This is a genomic window from Flavobacteriales bacterium, from assembly GCA_016704485.1.
In the GTDB taxonomy this organism is placed as follows: Bacteria; Bacteroidota; Bacteroidia; order Flavobacteriales_F; family PHOS-HE28; genus PHOS-HE28.
In genome coordinates, this window is record JADJAA010000001.1 from 1,595,530 (window position 1) to 1,611,550 (window position 16,021).

Below are 16,021 nucleotides of genomic sequence, written 5' to 3' on the forward strand. Positions count from 1 at the left end.
TTGACTTGCCACCACATTATTGTGATGGCTCATGGTCGAATGGAACGTAAATCTGTGGAGTTAAGAATTAGGTACTATCTGCACACCAAACCGGAACTGGAAATTCTTCTTCACGAAATCATCTCCGGAATACCAATTAGCCACTATTCGAACGACGCTATTCAATGCTAAACCTGCGCTGAATTGCCAAAGATCGATACCTCCCTCTGACGTACGATCAAGATTATGCCAAAAAACAGCATTTCCACTTATGTGAGAATAGCGCACTTGACCAAAAAGAGCCATGCGATCCTTAATCCCAGTAAGTGAAAATACCATTTCTGCACCATTATCAAAGTTTTGGCCAACGACATTTGTGTCTACCCCGATCTTAGGAAGATCGAAGGATAATCGAGGTGCATAATGCAAGCGAATGGACAATCGACGGTTCAGTGAGGTAAATCCGACAATTGGCACACCGAAATTCAAAACCCCGTTTCCGCCACCGCCAAGAATACGTTGCACCTGATCTTGGAAAGTGGCGCTGGAGTCTGAAACTGGCACTGTATCTGGCTCACTCGTCTTGTTGCTGATCAGCGCACCAAAACCCATTCGCACTGGTCCGAAATAATCATAAACAACCTCCGAGTATAGAGATGCTTTCTGTGCTTGCCCACTATACGTGAGGAGATTATTCTTTAGGAGTTTTCCCCGTTCCTCTTCAGAACTGAAACCATCGTAGAAATATTCCGTCGCAATTCGCCGGACCGCCAAGCCATAAAGCCCTTCTGTTACATCCGGATCGAACCGGATGCGCAACAATTCTTCTCTGTACGACTGGAAATCCTGCCTTCGCTGTCGATATGCGGCTTTCAGTGAATCGATCAGTTCTTTTGAATCGGCGGAGCGGTCATTATCCAGTGCTTGGAACGAAGCTCTTCGGAATGCTTGTTTGTGTTTCTTGTTTTCGGCTCGATCGTCTTTCAAAAATGCATATACACTCTTTACTTGTATTGACGAATCAGACGGTTCAAGGAATTTATTCAGTTCAACTTTTGTTAAGTCTATGTTGCTTTTCCGAGACTCACTGTTTGGAAAAACAAATGGCCCCGTTTGTGCGAACATTGTGCATGAGGTTGAAAGCAGGAATATCGCAATTGTTGTTCGTCTCATTGTCATATACTTTTCAGTTCAATTATTTAGACTTCTACACCATAAGATTCCGTGAACGCCGCTTCAGCGTATGATTTGCTGGCGTAAGCAAACCCTTTGTCTCCCCACAGAGTGGTTCCCCAACTGTTTCGCACGATGAAATGATCAGGCGTGTATCCGACAATAGAGACAGCGTGGCCACCTAGGTTGTCGCTGGCACGGTAGCGCGCTAGTTTGCCCCGTGTCTCTTTCGCATCCATAAAGGCGTTGTCACAGTTCAGCCGGGTGAGAATGGGGCCTTTGTTGGCGATCCAGCGCCGCCATTCATTCAGGTCTTGGCCTAATGAGAAGTAGCGCATCACCTTCAACTGCGCAGCAATCGCGTAGAACACATCGGTCTCATCCGGATAGAGTATTCCGCGACCGAAAGGCAACACGCTATCCAGCACTGCGCCGTATTTGCGCGATACATCGAGTGCTGCTTTCAGACTGGTTCCATCGCTTTCAATGAATGAGGTTGGTTTGTCGGTGAATTCATCGATCTCCTTTGCGGCCATCCATGTAAAGCGCGTGCTAAGCCTACGGTTGGTGGCGATCCTTCCGGCTTTTGCGAAATGCCAACGCAGCACACCTTCGGCGCAAGCCCAGCCAACGCACGAGCCGGTACTTCCTTGGTCGCCAATGGTCCACCAATCTTCTCGCAAGTCTTTTTTAGGCGGAGGTGGTGCTGGTGCGCGTAGTGCGCCAGCGGCACGTGCTGTGTGCAAGTTCCAATCGTTTGCGGTGTTCAATGAAGGAAGGCAATTGAGGACGCGGGGAGGTGATTTCTTTGTTGCCATTTTTTTGAGGAATTTGTTGACTTAAGCTTCGTTCATGCGCTCCACCGCCACCCCAACACATCACTCGCCGGGTAACTACTTACACAAACACTATTACTCTGATTACCGCCTAACACCATGATGCCGGTACCGCGCGTTTCGAGGTAGAAGGCCACATGGCCACTGGTGGTGCTGTTGCCGCGTTTGAAGACTGCGATGCATCCGGGAACGGGCTCGTTAATTTTTTTGCCCCATTGCAACCAGCTGCGAGCGGCGGCGGAGTTGGTGCCGCGCAAGTTTGCTTTGGTGATGCACCAGTTAACGAATGACGAGCACCATGCCACCTCATCGGTGGTTGCTTTGAGACCTGTAGTACTGTGGTATTCAATTATGCGCTGGTTATGCTCAGGACCTGGATATTCCTTAACACCGATCTCTGCACGGGCGATCTTCAACCAAGCAGGCTCATCTATCGGTGGAGCGGTGGCAACCGGTTCGATGTAGGTGGTGCTTACCCAACCGGTAAGTGTGCCATCGCGCAATTTTGCGCTCACTTGCGCCCAACCATTCCGCGGTCCTTGCAAGAGGTCCAATGCGGTATGCTGCGGTAGGCGACCGATGATGGATCGATTGGTACTTGGGCCTTCGCGAAGGCGAAGTACAGAGGCGGTGGTGCGGTGAGTTGGCATGGTGTTTCGTTCGAACAAAAGTCACGAGAGGATGATCTGCTCACAATACCCAGTTACAGGTATTCTGATATTACAGCTGGATATGTTTATAGTAGAAACCAAGTTGAAGCCGACGTTAAGCAGTGCAAATGGTACGCATGCGCATTCGGGCTTTAATACCTCCCGCCCATTCCCATCCAAGAAACTTCTATCGATCCATTGTGCATTCATGTGGTACTTCTTGTTGGTGTTACACAAGTACTTCTTCCACCACGTCGCAGGATCATGTGCGGGTTCTTCTGTCAGCAGGCCAGGAACCCATGATCGGTGTGATCAACTTCTTTGCAAAGGCGAAATAAGCGCATTGTTGAATGCGCCTACTCCCGAAAAACCCTAGGGTACTACTCCCGAAAAATCATAGGGGTGGAGACCTATACTAACAGTGCGGATTGTCGCGGAAAATGTGTATTGCGTTCTGCGCGTTGCGATGAATTCGTTGTGCTTTTGTGCAGGATACGATCAGGTACATAGAGGGGAATATCCAAGTACAGCAATGGTTATCGGTGGTCGGTCGGTTACGGCTTGGCGTTGTGCAGGAGGTTGCATGGTGCATTACGCGCTTTCGTTGGGTTGCATTTTGTCGGGAGATCCGTAACATAATTTCTGGAATAGCACTGCGTGTTTTTCGGGAGTACCCCCCTATGAAAAACACGCAGTGCCACCTCGAACGGGGCCGGTACTTTGGCCGCCAGAATAGAACCACATTCCATGACCCAGTTCCGGTACGTCCCCAAGAAAGAATTCACGTGTATCTCGCGTGATTTTTCCCTTCATATTCAACGCGGTCCGGTTGCTTCTCCCCAACCGATCGTGGTGCCCCAGCTGCGCTTTTCGGTCGACGATGTCAGTAGAGCGCTGGATTCGTTGGCTACTTGCGCGGCTGGGCAAGGGAACCTGCGCGGCATCACCGTTCACTTCGGGTTGGATAGGAATGGCGCGCTGGATCTGGTATTGCAGTTCGTCTGCATGTACCCGGTAAACGGCACGGCCGATACCTACACCTATACGCCTACCGCTACCTACTATGTTATTGTTGGTGGTCATTTGGTGCGTGCACCTGATGCCATAACGAATTGGTTGGCGGATAGCGGCGACCGGTATACGAAGGAGGTGGTGAAACGCCGCACGGACGGCCCAACGTGGGAGCCTTTCCGGTCGGGTGTGGATGTTACGAGCATCACGTTCCTCTACGAGGGTGAGTTGGATCTGTTGATCGCCGAGAACGGATTGACCGGGAGCGACCTGCTGGAACTGGTGCCTGCTGCGGAGCCGGCAACATGGAAAGAGGATGGTCACGGTGGCATTGAGGAGAAGGACTTTTACCAGAGCCTCTGTTGGGTTGGTGTAGGGGTGGAATTGGATGATGTGGATCACACTGAGAAGTTCAAGAACAAGGGGGCGGATCTGGGTTCGCTCTGCCCGCCGAATTGTGCATTGCTTTATTTACCGGAAAGAGGGCAACCCCGCAGGCCTGGCTGTTGAACGCATGCGGTTCCTGCACATGTGGTATACTTGGGCATGGGCGCAGCCGATATCAATAGGATACTCCTCTTAGTGAGCATGAGCATAGCGCTGGGTTTTTGGTTACGGATACCGGTACCTCGCCAACCGGCGTTCCGGGTGGTGGGTCTGCTGATCGGTGCCGGGCTGCTCATGGAACTAATGGGTGCTGCACTGGCATGGCGAAGCGTGAATAACACCGCGTTCTACAATGGTTACGCATTGGTCGATTGCTTGATCGCGCTATGGATCTGCTACCTGATGGTGCCTGCACGGATCCTGGTGGTAGCGATCGGTGCAGCACTCGTGGTCAGTGCAATGGCATGGGATTTTATGGACCGGGACGCTGACCCGAACGTATTTCTTGGTCGCGGTATCGTGCTTAGCGCGGTAGTACTTACTCTGGTGCTTATGGCCGTGCTGTGGCAGTTGGCGCAGACCAGTGCTGTGCCGTTGCAGCTCGTGCCAGGGTTCTGGCTCTTCATGGGGCTATTGGTCTACTTCGGTTGCATGTCGCCGATCCTCACCATCATCGATCGCGTGTACGCGCAGGACCATGCGCTTGCCCAACGGCTCTACCAGATCATGCCGATGCTGTGTGTAACGCGTTATGCCATCACTGCATTTGCCTGTAAATTGGAAAGCAGTACCGCACATGGATGATCCTTCGCTCATATTCGCTATGCTGATCGGCACGTTGCTGCTGGTGATCATGATCAGCATCACGGGACTCTTGCTTGTGGTGAATGCGAACAAGCGCCATAAGCACCGTGCTGAAATGGCCGAGGCGGACCTTCGGCGCAAGCAGGAAGTAGTAAGTGCGGATCGCGATTCGCGCGAACAGACTTTGAGCATCATCGGTCGCGAGCTGCATGACAGTGTGGGGCAGTTGCTCACCGCTGCGCGCATGGGCTTTTCCACCGTACCGGAATATACGGATGAGCCACGCATCATGGCCATGGGGGCCTTGAAGGAAGCCATTGACGAAGTGCGGTTGTTGGGGAGGACCTTGAACAATGATAAGTGGAAGACCCGCACCTTGGCGATGGCGATCACCGATGAGGCCAACCGCATCATGCGCATCCGTACGGTGCACGTGGAGGTGGAGATAGAAGATGATCCGTTGGATCCACCTACGGATACGAAGATCATTCTTTATCGCTCGTTCCAAGAGGCGCTGAACAATGCACTGAAACATGCGGATGCCCAACACATCCGTGTACGCATGAGCGGCGTTGTACAGCACACGCTATCCATTACGGATGATGGGTGCGGGTTCGATCCGCTCGCGGTAACGGAGGGCACCGGTTTGCTGAATATCCGCAACCGCTGCGCACTGATCGGTTACGATGCTACCTTGGTGACCGCCATGGGCACTGGTTGCTCCTGGACATTTAGCCCTCTCCCCAATGGAAACATCCGTAGCGCTGATCGATGACCACCACATGGTGCGCAAAGGCCTGGCCAGCATCGTGAACAGTATGGAAGGGTACCGGGTTACCATGGATTTCCCGAACGGCAAGGAATTCGTGGACGCGTTGAATGTTACCAACTTGCCGCAGATCGCGATCGTGGACCTGAGCATGCCCGTCATGAACGGGTTCGAGACCATGGATTGGCTCCGGAAAAATGCGCCTTCGGTGCGTGCGTTGGCCTTGACCTTCGATGCGGCGGAAGATGCCATGGTGCGTGCGATACGCTCCGGTGCACGCGGGTTCCTATTGAAGGAAGCGCCGCCATCGGAACTAAAGCTCGCACTGGATAGTTTGATGTTGACGGGCTACTACCACACCGAGGATGTGCTGCAGGGCATGATGAATTCCAATGAAGAGAAGACCGTGTACGAACGCCAAAGCGAAGAACTGGGTGGACTACTGACGGCACGCGAAATGGAGTTCCTGCTATTGGTATGTGCAGCGGAAGAACATACCTACGAACACGTGGCGGAATTAATGGGCATCCAAGGCCGCACCGTGGATTACTACCGCAAAAGCCTCTTCGAGAAACTCAACGTAAAGAGTAAGGTGGGCATGGTGCTCTTCGCCGCGCGGCACGGGCTTTTGCCGTTGGACGCGTGAATGGAGTTAGTGTTTCTGACTGCTGTTCACGTGTGAAGAGCAATTGGATAGCGATGCGGCTCGATGTTTATATTTACATATCCCTTTCGAACAATGAAGACCTCCAGCATCCTTATTCTCTGTACATTCCTACTCAGCACCTCCTGTCGGAAGGATATCGCGATCGAAGATGATCCGGGGATCGATCCATCGCCGATGACAAGTATTGCCAACATCGGTGATACGATCGAATTCGGGCTGGTGGACAATATGCTGATCGATAGCGATTCGATCGTGCTTCAGCCTGGCATAAACCAGTCGCTTACGCATAACATGGATGTGGATGCGGATGGGGTCACGGACTTTCAGATCTTTATGCAAACCTCTGTTTCCTTGGGTGCCGGTTTCCAGGCTTATTCGTTTATGCGGAGCGTGCATCCGAATGCCACAGTGCGCGGTCTGCTGCGGCCCGATACGACGTTCGTTCATGATGATACGGTAAGTGTCGATAACATCATCCACCGGGTCTACTCGTGCAGACGGGTGGGACCATTGGATCCGATCAGTTCCATCGTGCCGGACGTTACGAAGATCCTTCCGTTCCAAAGTGGTGACGAGCTCACCGTAATGGATGCGTTCTACGCGGATACGATCGCTTTGCGTCGCACGAACTATTCATCGCCCGTTCCGAACTATGAACCACCTTACCAAATACAGACTACAGGCGATAGTGATTGCTTCCTGCTTCCACTTGGCGAGGTGGTGTACATCGGCTTCGCGATGATGGATGGAAGCGGCAGTGAACGCTTGGGCTGGTGGAAGCTGAACCATGTTACCGCTTCCAGGATCGTGATCTACGAACAGGCGATACAAGCGCCGTAGGGTAGTGTGAACACGATCGTGTGTGCGTACATCGAAACGTTGGGTATCAGCGGCACCGATGAATATGTCGCAGGGTCCTGAAGGGGAGAGCCGACGAAGGTTTGGTGCGACGGCGAAGGTTGAATTGATCGTGTAGTTCAACAACGCATTCACAATGCATCAGTGCATACATTTACATATTCTCCCATGCCATGAAGAACTCCAGCATTCTAATTTTCTGTGCGATCATTCTCAGCACTTCATGCCGAAAGGAACATGGAATTGAGGATCCTGCGGGTAGCGGTCCCTCGCCGGTGCAGACAACGATCAACGTGGGTGATACGATCACCTTCGGGTTGGTGGACAATATGCTGATCAACGGAGATTCCGTCGTTCTGGAACCGATGATCAACCAATCGGTCACGCATGACATGGACGTGGATGCGGATGGGATCACGGACTTTCAGATCTTTCTGCAAACGAACTTTTCCATGGGTGGCGGTTTCCAGGCCTATTCCGTCCTGACGAGCCAACATGCGAATGCTACCCTGCGCAGTTTTCAACGTTCTGATACGTCATTCGTTCATGACGATACGGTCAGTGTATCCATGATCCACCGTGTCTATTCCTGTCGGCGCTTGGCACTGGTTGATCAGATCAGCTCCATAGTACCGAACGTTACGAAGATCCTGTGGTTCCACACTGACTACATGCTCACCAGTGAGGATGCATTCTACGCGGATGCAATACAATTAAGGCGCACCAATTCAGGAGTATCAACTCCGAACTATGAACCTCCTTATCAGATCGTGTCGGAAACAATTAATGATTGCTTCCTGTTACCACTTGGTGAGGTGCTGTATATAGGCTTCGCGATGGTGGATGGTAACGGCAGTGAGCGCTTGGGCTGGTGGAAGCTGAACCATGTGACTGCTTCCAGGATCGTCATCTACGAACAGGCGATACAAGTACCTTAGATAGGGAGTTGGAGGTCAGTTCGCGTGCGACCTCAAACCGCTGCTTCAAGCTTTTGCTGGGTATCTCAAAGAGGACCCCGCAGTTGCTGTTCATTGCGCCAATGAGAAACTGGGTCGCTGCCGGAAGGAAGAAGCCCAGGCAAAGGTTTGATGAGTCGCAGGGTCCTGAAGCGGAGACCAGGCGAAGGTATGAGATCCGGTGAAGGTTTGATGCGAACGTGACGATCCAGCGATAGCAGATTCACCCCTTTTTCGGTGGGAAGGGCTTGATCCGCTCCGATATGTATTCGGAGGTCTCTTCCAAGTTGCCGGGTTGTTCGCCGGTGCCGGAATCCACTCGTCCTAATTCCACTTCATCGTCATCCATTTTCATGCTCGCCATGTAGTAGCCGCCGGGCCCTTTTACGTGGTGGAATCCTGGTACACCTTCCGCAGCAACGTTCGGATTAACGGGTGTGTGCTTCTGCTTTTTCATGGTGATGGTGGTTGGTATTATTTACACGGCATATTCAAAGGTACTACTCGCGTGCCATGTTCTTGTGCATAGCTACTGCAAGATCTGTTCCTTTCATTGATTGATCGCTTCTTGACGATCCATTCCTGTTTTAGTTTTTATTTTGTTCGTTGTGTTTCGCGGGATCATGATGGTGTTGAATGAGAATAGGCGGTCTGCTCCCGCAGACCGCCTATTCCTATTTCTTGCTACTTGCTTTGTAGCAAGTTCATGTACTGAGGTGATCGGCACGATCAGTGCGCCTGTTTTTCTTTGTTGAATGCAGACCGCATATCTTCTACGATATCGCGCACTTGATCTTTGGTCTTGCCCAACTTCTGCTGCATCTTACCATATAGCTCATCCTCTTTTCCTTCAGCGTAGGTCAGATCATCATCGGTCAACTCGCCGTACTTCTGCTTTAGTTTACCTTTCAGTTCGTTCCAGTTGCCTTTCAACTTGTCTTCGGTTGGTGTGCTCATCTTTATTGGGGTTTTAGTTAATGATTCGTGTTAACACTTTAATGGGTGCACGTGCCATGCCATGGAGTTCGTAAGGGTGGTCATGCCCACTGTACGCGGGGCTTACGAGGCATTCGGCACCTTGCTCTGGCGTTCCTGAATTGTGGAACCAAGCCACACGTTGGGGTGTAGGTTCCACATGATGCGTTCATTCCGGCACGGACCTCGTGATCTTCTTGTTCGTGCTACACGCTTACGTAGATAGGGTGTGTATGCCGCCGACGCCTATTCGTAAAGGATCGGTACGCGAATGGTAATGAACCCAGCGAACCCTTAAAAACACCAACCAAATGAAAATGTTGAAGAGCAATTTGATAATGGCCTCGCTAGTAGCCGGGTCTTTTCTTGTAGTGAGCTGCAACAACACGCCAGCAGAGCAGCGCGACGAGATGAATGATAAAGTGGAAAAGATCGAGGACAAAGCGATCGACGCGACGACCGCACGGGATTGGCAAGCCGAACGCACGGAGATCATGAACGACCTACGCGACCTGCGCACGAAGGTTGACAACAAGCTCGCGGAGGTGAATGAGGACCTTGCGAATACGGATATCAAGCCAAGTGTGAAAGCGGACAAGGAGGCAATGAAAGCTGAATTGACCAAGGAGCTGAACATGTTGGACGAGAAGATCGGTAACGTTGAGAATGCGACCGCCGATGCTTGGGATATGACCAAGTCCGATGCCGAGAACACCTCGAAAGAAGTGAAGTCCTGGTGGGAGACCCAAAAGGAAAAGGTGGATGCGGAGACCGATGCCGACCATGACAAGGACGGACATTAATTCGAATATGATGTTGAGGTGAAAGTTGACATCATCACTCCCGTTGAACGTTCGGGAGAAGATCAGAAGGGGCTGTCTCGAAAGGGATGGCCCCTTCTTGTTTTGATGGGGATTGGATGTGGTGCTGATTCAGAGACCTACCAGATCGGGATTATTTGCGGCCTTGCCCGTGTAAAGGACAGGACCGAACCCAAGGCACTTTTTAGACGTTCCTCAGCCCTTTTTTGAAGGATCCTGACCAACTTCTTCAGGTTGATCGCAGTTGCAAGTAGTCCGGTTTCCAAGGCGACTTTATCGAGTCCCCTTAGCATGAACCGGGTGAAGCCTTTGTTCTGCTTGAGGTTACCGAAGGCCGATTCCACTTCCACCGGTCTAGCGCTTCGGTGCATTAGACCTTCTTCGCTGGTGAGCTTTTCTCGGGCTTGGGCTTTAAGTTCGTTAAGCCGATGGTTCACTTCGATGATCCGGTTACCCTTGGCCTTGTGGCAAACACCATTCATGGGGCATGTGGCGCAGTTGCTTGCTTGGTAGCGCGATACGGTTTGCACATACCCGGCCTTTGTTGTTGAGCGCTGGTCACCGATATGCCGCATGGGCTGGCCTATGGGGCAGGTATACTCGTTCCTTGCAGCGTTGTAGTGGAGTCTGTTTTGTACAAAGGGGTGTTTTTCCCAGTAGCTCTTTTGTTGTTCACGGTGGAAGTAGTTGTACTTCACAAAAGCCTCCACGCCCTCGCCTTCCAAGTATTCGTAATTCTGCTCCGAGCCATAGCTCCGCCATGCGGCGGACCACAGCCGCTTGGGGCAGTTTGCCCAACTGGGCTTGTAGTTCCTTGTAGTGGGGATCAGTGTCTTGGTGTCGGTGGTGTCCTGATGTAGGCTGTAGTGTATGATGAACTGGTTCTGGGTGCTCCATTGCACGTTGTAGCCGGCCTTGAGTTGTCCGTTGCCCATGTGGTCGTCCTTCATGCGCATGAAGGTGGCTCCGCGATCGGTCTTCGAGTAGCTACCGCGCTCGCCCAAGATGGACTCTTGCATCTTGTACTTGCGCACGTTGTCCGGCCAGTTCCTCTTGGCGTAAGAGAGCTTTTGCTTGGTCTTCGGATCGATCTTCTTGTCCTTGAGCGCGGCGTTGATCGCATCAATGGTCTGGGCCACTTTCTTCGGGTCGAGTTCTTCCATCTCACCGGGGTCATCGCCCTGTAGTTCTTCAGCGGCTACTCCTTGGGTGTAGTTCCAGAGCTCCTCCAACTGGGCTTTCATTTTCTTCTTGTTGGTGGCAATGCTCTTGGCCCAAACGAAGGTGTACTTATTGGCATTGGCCTCGATCTTGGTGCCATCGGTGTACACTGCTTTGAGATCCACATGACCCGCTTCCATCAACAACAGAACCACTTGGCTGAACACTTCTTTGATGTGGTTCTTGAGCCGCTGGGCACGGAACCGATTGACCGTGTGGTGATCCGGACGCTTCATCCCGGCAAGCCACATGAAATGGATGTTCTCCTGGATCGCTGCCTCGATCTTACGCGAGGAGTAGATGTTGTTCAGGTAAGCATAGACCAATACCTTGAGCAACATACGCGGGTGGTAACTAGAGGTGCCGCCACCCTTGTACGTGTCGGCCAGCGAACCGATGTCGATCTGGTCGATAACCGAACCAACTACACGTACGGCATGTGTCTTTGAGATGAGTTCTTCCAACGATGGTGGCAAGAGCATCGCTTGACTCGGGTCGTAGTCCTTGAACACGACTTTTCTTTGTGAAGCCATGCCCGAAGGTCGATCACCCAAAACGAGTTGTCAAGATCAACTTCCAACGGCTTTTCAACAAAATGAAAAGGGCTGCCTCTTTTGAGACAGCCCCTTCTTTTTGGTTGAAGGTGTTGCCGGTGTTGCGCATGATCGGGGAATTCTCGCACAGGGTATTTTTAAGGAAGTGCCTATGCATGCGGCTTCCACCCTTCGGCATGAACTATGTTCCAGTATAGGCATCATGGAAAAGCCATCAATGAAACCCCAAGAACGTGGTGATCGAACGGTTCCGAAGAAAGAGCACACGCCACCAATTAAACCCAGAAAGCAGCCGCGCGCACCACGACCGGACCGCGGCGTTGCACCCGGAATTACAGGGTGACGTGAACACGATCAACATACACGAACAGTTAAAGAACACATACAATGAACAACGAATTGAAAGGAAAGAAAGTAGCCATACTGGCAACGAACGGATTTGAGGACAGTGAACTACGCAGCCCAAAGGAAGCATTGGAAAAAGCCGGTGCAACCACCCACATCGTATCACTGGAAAGTGGTTCCATCAAAGGATGGAAAGATGGTGATTGGCACGGGTCGATCGAAGTGGATACGACCGTGAAAGAGACGACGAGCGATGCGTACGATGCCCTGGTTCTTCCCGGCGGAGTGATAAACCCGGACCTATTGCGCGCCAACGCCGATGCCGTGAACTTCGTGAAGGCATTCTTCAAACAGAAAAAGCCCGTGGCCGCAATTTGTCATGGTCCGTGGATGCTTGCAGAAGCAGGCGTACTGGAAGGTAGAGGCATAACCAGTTACAAGAGCATAAAAACCGATATGGTAAATGCCGGCGCGATCTGGGTGGATGATGAAGTAGTGGTGGATGAAGGTCTTGTGACCAGCCGCTCGCCCAAGGATCTCCCTGCATTCAATGCCAGATTGGTAGAAGAAGTTGCAGAAGGCAAGCACGCGAAACAAACGGCGTAGTGCTGGGATATTAAAAAGATAAAGGCGCCATTCGGATCCGGGTGGCGCCTTTTTGTGATCTCGTAATGGAGTGATTTCCGCGTAAATCGTATGGCTAACACTGTTCTAGTTGAGCGCGTGTTGAAAACGGGTAAAGCAAGAAGCACAATGGGGAACATTTGCCGCGTTGATAGAGCATCCGAACAGGGCATACTAAGAAATATGCGGGGCATAGCATTTGCTTGAGTACCATGAATAAAATTCCTCACATGCGCTATTCCATTAAACTTCTCGCTTTTGCTTCGTTTCTCATGGGTACTTCCGCCGCTGCACAGAATTGGGGCATCGGTTTCCGGCTAGGCGATCCGAGCGGATTGACCTTGAAACACTACTGGAACAACAAAGCCCTTGAAGTGAGCGTCGGACGCGCCCAGTTCTTTACAGGGAACAGTTTCTACAACAGGCAATATCAGCGGTGGTATGATCGCCGTGGCTATAACTACGATAAGCACGAGTTCCTGGGGTACGGTACTTCGGTGCCGATCGGGGTGCAGGTCCATTACCTTATTCAGAACCCTATTGGTAATGTAAATGGTCTGAGTTGGTATTTCGGTTTCGGAGGGCAAGCACATGTTGCGAGCTATCGGTTCAGCTACCGCTACAAATTACCGAACGACAATGACTGGATCTATGTGAGCGATGAGCGTGTGAGCAGTGTCGACTTGGGAATTGATGCCGTTCTTGGTATAGAATACACCTTCCCGAAAGCGCCGGTATCCCTCTTTGCGGATGGAACAGTGTACATGGAACTGTTCGATGATCCGTTCGTTTTCTTTTTGCAACCGGGTACTGGGGTGCGGTTCCGGTTCTGAGGATATGTGATACTATTGACTACAGCGAAACGTATATCGTGTAAAACGTGAGAATAGTAATTGGTTGGTTCTAATGCGCTACGACCAAACGGCCAACAAGCAGCTCCTTAACGGTTCTCACTATCACTGTATAATTTCCGTTTGAAAGGTCGCTAACATACAGCACGTGTTCACGCGCACCGGACATTATCTGCTCTTGGTGTGACATTTTCCCAGTGGCATCGATCACCTCTATGTGAATTGGACCTGCAAGTGGTGGTATTTGTACGCGCACCTGTTGGTCAGCGGGTACCGGGTAGATTAGAAGTAATTCGTTGTTCAGTTGGTACTCGGCAATTCCGACGGTGCTGCTTAATGTGTCCCATGTCAAGAATAGACGGGGCGGTACAGAACCCGAATACATATCCTTCGTCCCGAACGCCACGAAACCATCATTGGTCACCAGCATGCTCGTTCCCCGGTCACGGAGCGAGTCGCCATAAACCCGTGACCAAATGGAATCGCCATTGGCCGCTACAGCAGTAACACAGAGTTGATTCATGTCCGGTGTCACAAAGCTTCCGCTTGTTCCAACGAGCAAGTACGTACCGTCCGACAAGGACAGCGCTTGTTGAAACCGGGTGGCATACTGGCGATCCCATAAGGTGGCACCAAGTGTATCCGTATGGATCAGTCGACTAGTTGAGTATTCGTTGCTCAGCGTCATCAACAGACCATTATCCACCGTAGTTATAATGTCCACGACCGTTCTGATCGAGGAATCGGTTACCGTTACAAAACCCAGCGGAACTCCATCATCGTCCAGCTTTCCAAGTCTTACGTAGCTGTTATTCTGGCCCACCGTGTCCAACGCTGTGGCCAGTAAATAACGCCCTGCCCGGTGACCCGCACTACCTATGCAGGCCCCAAAGAAAGGATCGGACTCCTGGATCATAGCCATGTTAATGGTATTACCCTGTGTATCCAACGTGTAATTCTCGAACCACGTCGGTTGAATATAACCGACCACGATGTTCGGCTCTTGGGTATCCAGAGCAAGCAGGTGTATTTCCTGATCGTCCGTTTCCCATGCGTCGGCCAATATTCTGGCGCAGGGTAGGTCGTACACATGCCTCCAGAGAATAGTTCCTTGCTGATCGATCTTCATGGCGAAAACTTGGGGCATAGGGATGGTCGAGTACGCAAAACCACAATAGGTCCAATTCATGCTTGCCGTTCCGGCGATCAGGGTATTCCCATCGAATAGATCAACAACATGTGAAATAGTGTAGGGCACCAACGAATCGATCCGTTGGGTCCACAGGGTATCGCCATTGGGCTGTGTTTTCAGTAAGTACGTAGCGAGGGGTGGGTCCTCGAAAGGAATCCCGCTTCCGGTTGTCCAACCACCATGAATACTGGCGCATAGCAATAAGTTCCCATCGCTGGTACGGTGCATGGTATGCGCATAGACACGTCTTCCCGCGTATGGGTATTGATTACTCCAGTCGACCCATTGCGTGCTGGCTGAAATGAACAAAAGGCAACCCAGTCCAGCTAATACGATCCGTACCATGTATTGTGTCCTTTACACGAATGTAGTCGCTTTATTGTAGTGCAAGATCACCGCGGCTATATTAACTCTATGCTAAGATCATGCACCCGGTTATTAAGGCTGGCGGCAACCCACCCCGTTGCAACGATACTCCTTGGTATCATAATCTCCAAATAATATCAACAGCAACAATCTCCTACCCACCCAACTCCAACACCTCATCCCCATCTCCCCAAACAGCCCCGCGAACTTCCATCTGCTCCAACCCAAGTAGTGGCAACAACGCCGTGAACTGTTCCGTAGCGCCACTTGTGTAAGCAACCAAGCCACCAACTTGCTTCGCGGGTGCGTTCAGGTCGCGCTGTTCAAGGATCCGGTCGACCTGTTTTGCAACGGCAGGTGCCGGGTCGATGATGCGGACACTAGGGCCAAGGATGCGTTCGATCAACGGGCGTACGAACGGGTAGTGCGTGCAGCCCAATACCAATGCGTCGATGTTCTTGGCCAGCATCGGTTCCAGCCAACCGCGCAGCATTTTTTCTGTATGATCGGTCTCTAACTCGCCGGCTTCTATTTGTTGCACCAGGCCGGGGCAAGGTTGGTGGATCACTTCAACATCCTTCGCAAAGCGACCGACCACACTGGCATAGACAGCGCTTTGGAAAGTGGCCGTGGTGGCGATAACGCCCACGACACCGCTGAGCGTTTGTTCCACGGCCGGTTTTACTGCTGGCTCCATGCCGACGAACGCGACGGTAGGGAAGTGTGCGCGCAAGTGGGCGAGTGCTGCGGCAGAAGCGGTGTTGCACGCTATCACAATGAGTTTGCAATCCGCTGCGATCAATACCCGGGTTATGGCGGTGCTGAATTGACGTACTTCCTCCAACGAACGCTGTCCGTAGGGAATGTGTACCGTATCCGCGAAATAGAGCAGGCGCTCCGTAGGGAGCGCCTGCTGCATTGCATTGGTCACTGTTAACCCACCGATCCCGCTGTCGAAGATACCGATGGGACGTGGGTCCAT

General features: G+C 51.7%; 16 protein-coding genes and 1 pseudogene. 9 read left to right on the forward strand and 8 right to left on the reverse strand.

The window, feature by feature from the left end; translation table 11 throughout:
- Positions 1-60 precede the first annotated feature (60 nt).
- From IPF95_06665 to IPF95_06675, 3 genes are all read right to left on the reverse strand, one after another.
- Complete coding sequence (locus IPF95_06665; protein ID MBK6474379.1) at positions 61-1,104, reverse strand: hypothetical protein; 1,044 nt, start codon at positions 1,102-1,104, stop codon at positions 61-63.
- A 74-nt stretch (positions 1,105-1,178) separates the two neighbouring features.
- Complete coding sequence (locus IPF95_06670; GenBank protein MBK6474380.1) at positions 1,179-1,970, reverse strand: C1 family peptidase; 792 nt, start codon at positions 1,968-1,970, stop codon at positions 1,179-1,181.
- Between the two features lie 32 nt (positions 1,971-2,002).
- Positions 2,003-2,638, reverse strand: a complete 636-nt coding sequence (locus IPF95_06675; GenBank protein ID MBK6474381.1) for a TIGR02594 family protein — start codon at positions 2,636-2,638, stop codon at positions 2,003-2,005.
- Positions 2,639-3,385: 747 nt separating this feature from the next.
- Here IPF95_06675 and IPF95_06680 point away from each other — a divergent pair.
- The 6 genes from IPF95_06680 to IPF95_06705 all read left to right on the forward strand — a co-directional run bounded on the left by IPF95_06680 (position 3,386) and on the right by IPF95_06705 (position 8,072).
- Positions 3,386-4,159 (forward strand): hypothetical protein, encoded by a 774-nt coding sequence (locus tag IPF95_06680; GenBank protein MBK6474382.1) that lies wholly within the window; start codon positions 3,386-3,388, stop codon positions 4,157-4,159.
- A 36-nt stretch (positions 4,160-4,195) separates the two neighbouring features.
- Entirely contained in the window at positions 4,196-4,840 is a 645-nt protein-coding gene (locus IPF95_06685) for a hypothetical protein (GenBank protein ID MBK6474383.1), read from the forward strand.
- A complete protein-coding gene (locus IPF95_06690; GenBank protein ID MBK6474384.1) occupies positions 4,833-5,615 on the forward strand; it encodes a hypothetical protein in 783 nt (260 codons plus the stop codon). The genes IPF95_06685 and IPF95_06690 overlap by 8 nt, the downstream gene beginning before the upstream one ends.
- Positions 5,587-6,255, forward strand: coding sequence for a response regulator transcription factor (locus IPF95_06695; protein MBK6474385.1), 669 nt, complete (start codon positions 5,587-5,589; stop codon positions 6,253-6,255). The genes IPF95_06690 and IPF95_06695 overlap by 29 nt, the downstream gene beginning before the upstream one ends.
- A gap of 93 nt (positions 6,256-6,348) precedes the next feature.
- On the forward strand, positions 6,349-7,116 hold the full coding sequence (locus IPF95_06700) for a hypothetical protein (GenBank protein MBK6474386.1): 768 nt from the start codon (positions 6,349-6,351) through the stop codon (positions 7,114-7,116).
- Positions 7,117-7,307: 191 nt separating this feature from the next.
- A complete protein-coding gene (locus IPF95_06705; GenBank protein MBK6474387.1) occupies positions 7,308-8,072 on the forward strand; it encodes a hypothetical protein in 765 nt (254 codons plus the stop codon).
- A 241-nt stretch (positions 8,073-8,313) separates the two neighbouring features.
- Here the strand turns inward: IPF95_06705 and IPF95_06710 are convergent, their stop codons facing one another.
- Positions 8,314-8,547 carry a hypothetical protein gene (locus tag IPF95_06710; GenBank protein ID MBK6474388.1) on the reverse strand — a complete coding sequence of 78 codons (234 nt, stop codon included), beginning with the start codon at positions 8,545-8,547 and terminating at the stop codon, positions 8,314-8,316.
- Between the two features lie 272 nt (positions 8,548-8,819).
- On the reverse strand, positions 8,820-9,047 hold the full coding sequence (locus IPF95_06715; GenBank protein MBK6474389.1) for a CsbD family protein: 228 nt from the start codon (positions 9,045-9,047) through the stop codon (positions 8,820-8,822).
- Between the two features lie 329 nt (positions 9,048-9,376).
- Here IPF95_06715 and IPF95_06720 point away from each other — a divergent pair, with 329 nt between their 5' ends.
- Entirely contained in the window at positions 9,377-9,868 is a 492-nt protein-coding gene (locus tag IPF95_06720; GenBank protein MBK6474390.1) for a hypothetical protein, read from the forward strand.
- 242 nt (positions 9,869-10,110) lie between these two features.
- Here IPF95_06720 and IPF95_06725 read toward each other — a convergent pair.
- Positions 10,111-11,640: pseudogene (locus IPF95_06725) on the reverse strand (IS1182 family transposase).
- A gap of 408 nt (positions 11,641-12,048) precedes the next feature.
- Here IPF95_06725 and IPF95_06730 point away from each other — a divergent pair.
- Positions 12,049-12,612, forward strand: a complete 564-nt coding sequence (locus IPF95_06730) for a type 1 glutamine amidotransferase (protein ID MBK6474391.1) — start codon at positions 12,049-12,051, stop codon at positions 12,610-12,612.
- Positions 12,613-12,842: 230 nt separating this feature from the next.
- Entirely contained in the window at positions 12,843-13,463 is a 621-nt protein-coding gene (locus IPF95_06735) for a hypothetical protein (protein MBK6474392.1), read from the forward strand.
- A 70-nt stretch (positions 13,464-13,533) separates the two neighbouring features.
- Here the strand turns inward: IPF95_06735 and IPF95_06740 are convergent, their stop codons facing one another.
- Positions 13,534-15,018 (reverse strand): T9SS type A sorting domain-containing protein, encoded by a 1,485-nt coding sequence (locus IPF95_06740; GenBank protein MBK6474393.1) that lies wholly within the window; start codon positions 15,016-15,018, stop codon positions 13,534-13,536.
- A 175-nt stretch (positions 15,019-15,193) separates the two neighbouring features.
- Positions 15,194-16,021 carry a glutamate racemase gene (locus IPF95_06745; GenBank protein ID MBK6474394.1) on the reverse strand — a complete coding sequence of 276 codons (828 nt, stop codon included), beginning with the start codon at positions 16,019-16,021 and terminating at the stop codon, positions 15,194-15,196.

What these genes read in the sequence shown, in the direction of transcription:
- IPF95_06665 (MBK6474379.1), bottom strand. Translation starts at nt 1,104, where the DNA reads ATGTTCGCACAAACGGGGCCATTTGTTTTTCCAAACAGTGAGTCTCGG.
- IPF95_06670 (MBK6474380.1), bottom strand. Translation starts at nt 1,970, where the DNA reads ATGGCAACAAAGAAATCACCTCCCCGCGTCCTCAATTGCCTTCCTTCA.
- IPF95_06675 (MBK6474381.1), bottom strand. Translation starts at nt 2,638, where the DNA reads ATGCCAACTCACCGCACCACCGCCTCTGTACTTCGCCTTCGCGAAGGC.
- IPF95_06680 (MBK6474382.1), top strand. Translation starts at nt 3,386, where the DNA reads ATGACCCAGTTCCGGTACGTCCCCAAGAAAGAATTCACGTGTATCTCG.
- IPF95_06685 (MBK6474383.1), top strand. Translation starts at nt 4,196, where the DNA reads ATGGGCGCAGCCGATATCAATAGGATACTCCTCTTAGTGAGCATGAGC.
- IPF95_06690 (MBK6474384.1), top strand. Translation starts at nt 4,833, where the DNA reads ATGGATGATCCTTCGCTCATATTCGCTATGCTGATCGGCACGTTGCTG.
- IPF95_06695 (MBK6474385.1), top strand. Translation starts at nt 5,587, where the DNA reads ATGGAAACATCCGTAGCGCTGATCGATGACCACCACATGGTGCGCAAA.
- IPF95_06700 (MBK6474386.1), top strand. Translation starts at nt 6,349, where the DNA reads ATGAAGACCTCCAGCATCCTTATTCTCTGTACATTCCTACTCAGCACC.
- IPF95_06705 (MBK6474387.1), top strand. Translation starts at nt 7,308, where the DNA reads ATGAAGAACTCCAGCATTCTAATTTTCTGTGCGATCATTCTCAGCACT.
- IPF95_06710 (MBK6474388.1), bottom strand. Translation starts at nt 8,547, where the DNA reads ATGAAAAAGCAGAAGCACACACCCGTTAATCCGAACGTTGCTGCGGAA.
- IPF95_06715 (MBK6474389.1), bottom strand. Translation starts at nt 9,047, where the DNA reads ATGAGCACACCAACCGAAGACAAGTTGAAAGGCAACTGGAACGAACTG.
- IPF95_06720 (MBK6474390.1), top strand. Translation starts at nt 9,377, where the DNA reads ATGAAAATGTTGAAGAGCAATTTGATAATGGCCTCGCTAGTAGCCGGG.
- IPF95_06730 (MBK6474391.1), top strand. Translation starts at nt 12,049, where the DNA reads ATGAACAACGAATTGAAAGGAAAGAAAGTAGCCATACTGGCAACGAAC.
- IPF95_06735 (MBK6474392.1), top strand. Translation starts at nt 12,843, where the DNA reads ATGAATAAAATTCCTCACATGCGCTATTCCATTAAACTTCTCGCTTTT.
- IPF95_06740 (MBK6474393.1), bottom strand. Translation starts at nt 15,018, where the DNA reads ATGGTACGGATCGTATTAGCTGGACTGGGTTGCCTTTTGTTCATTTCA.
- IPF95_06745 (MBK6474394.1), bottom strand. Translation starts at nt 16,021, where the DNA reads ATGGACCCACGTCCCATCGGTATCTTCGACAGCGGGATCGGTGGGTTA.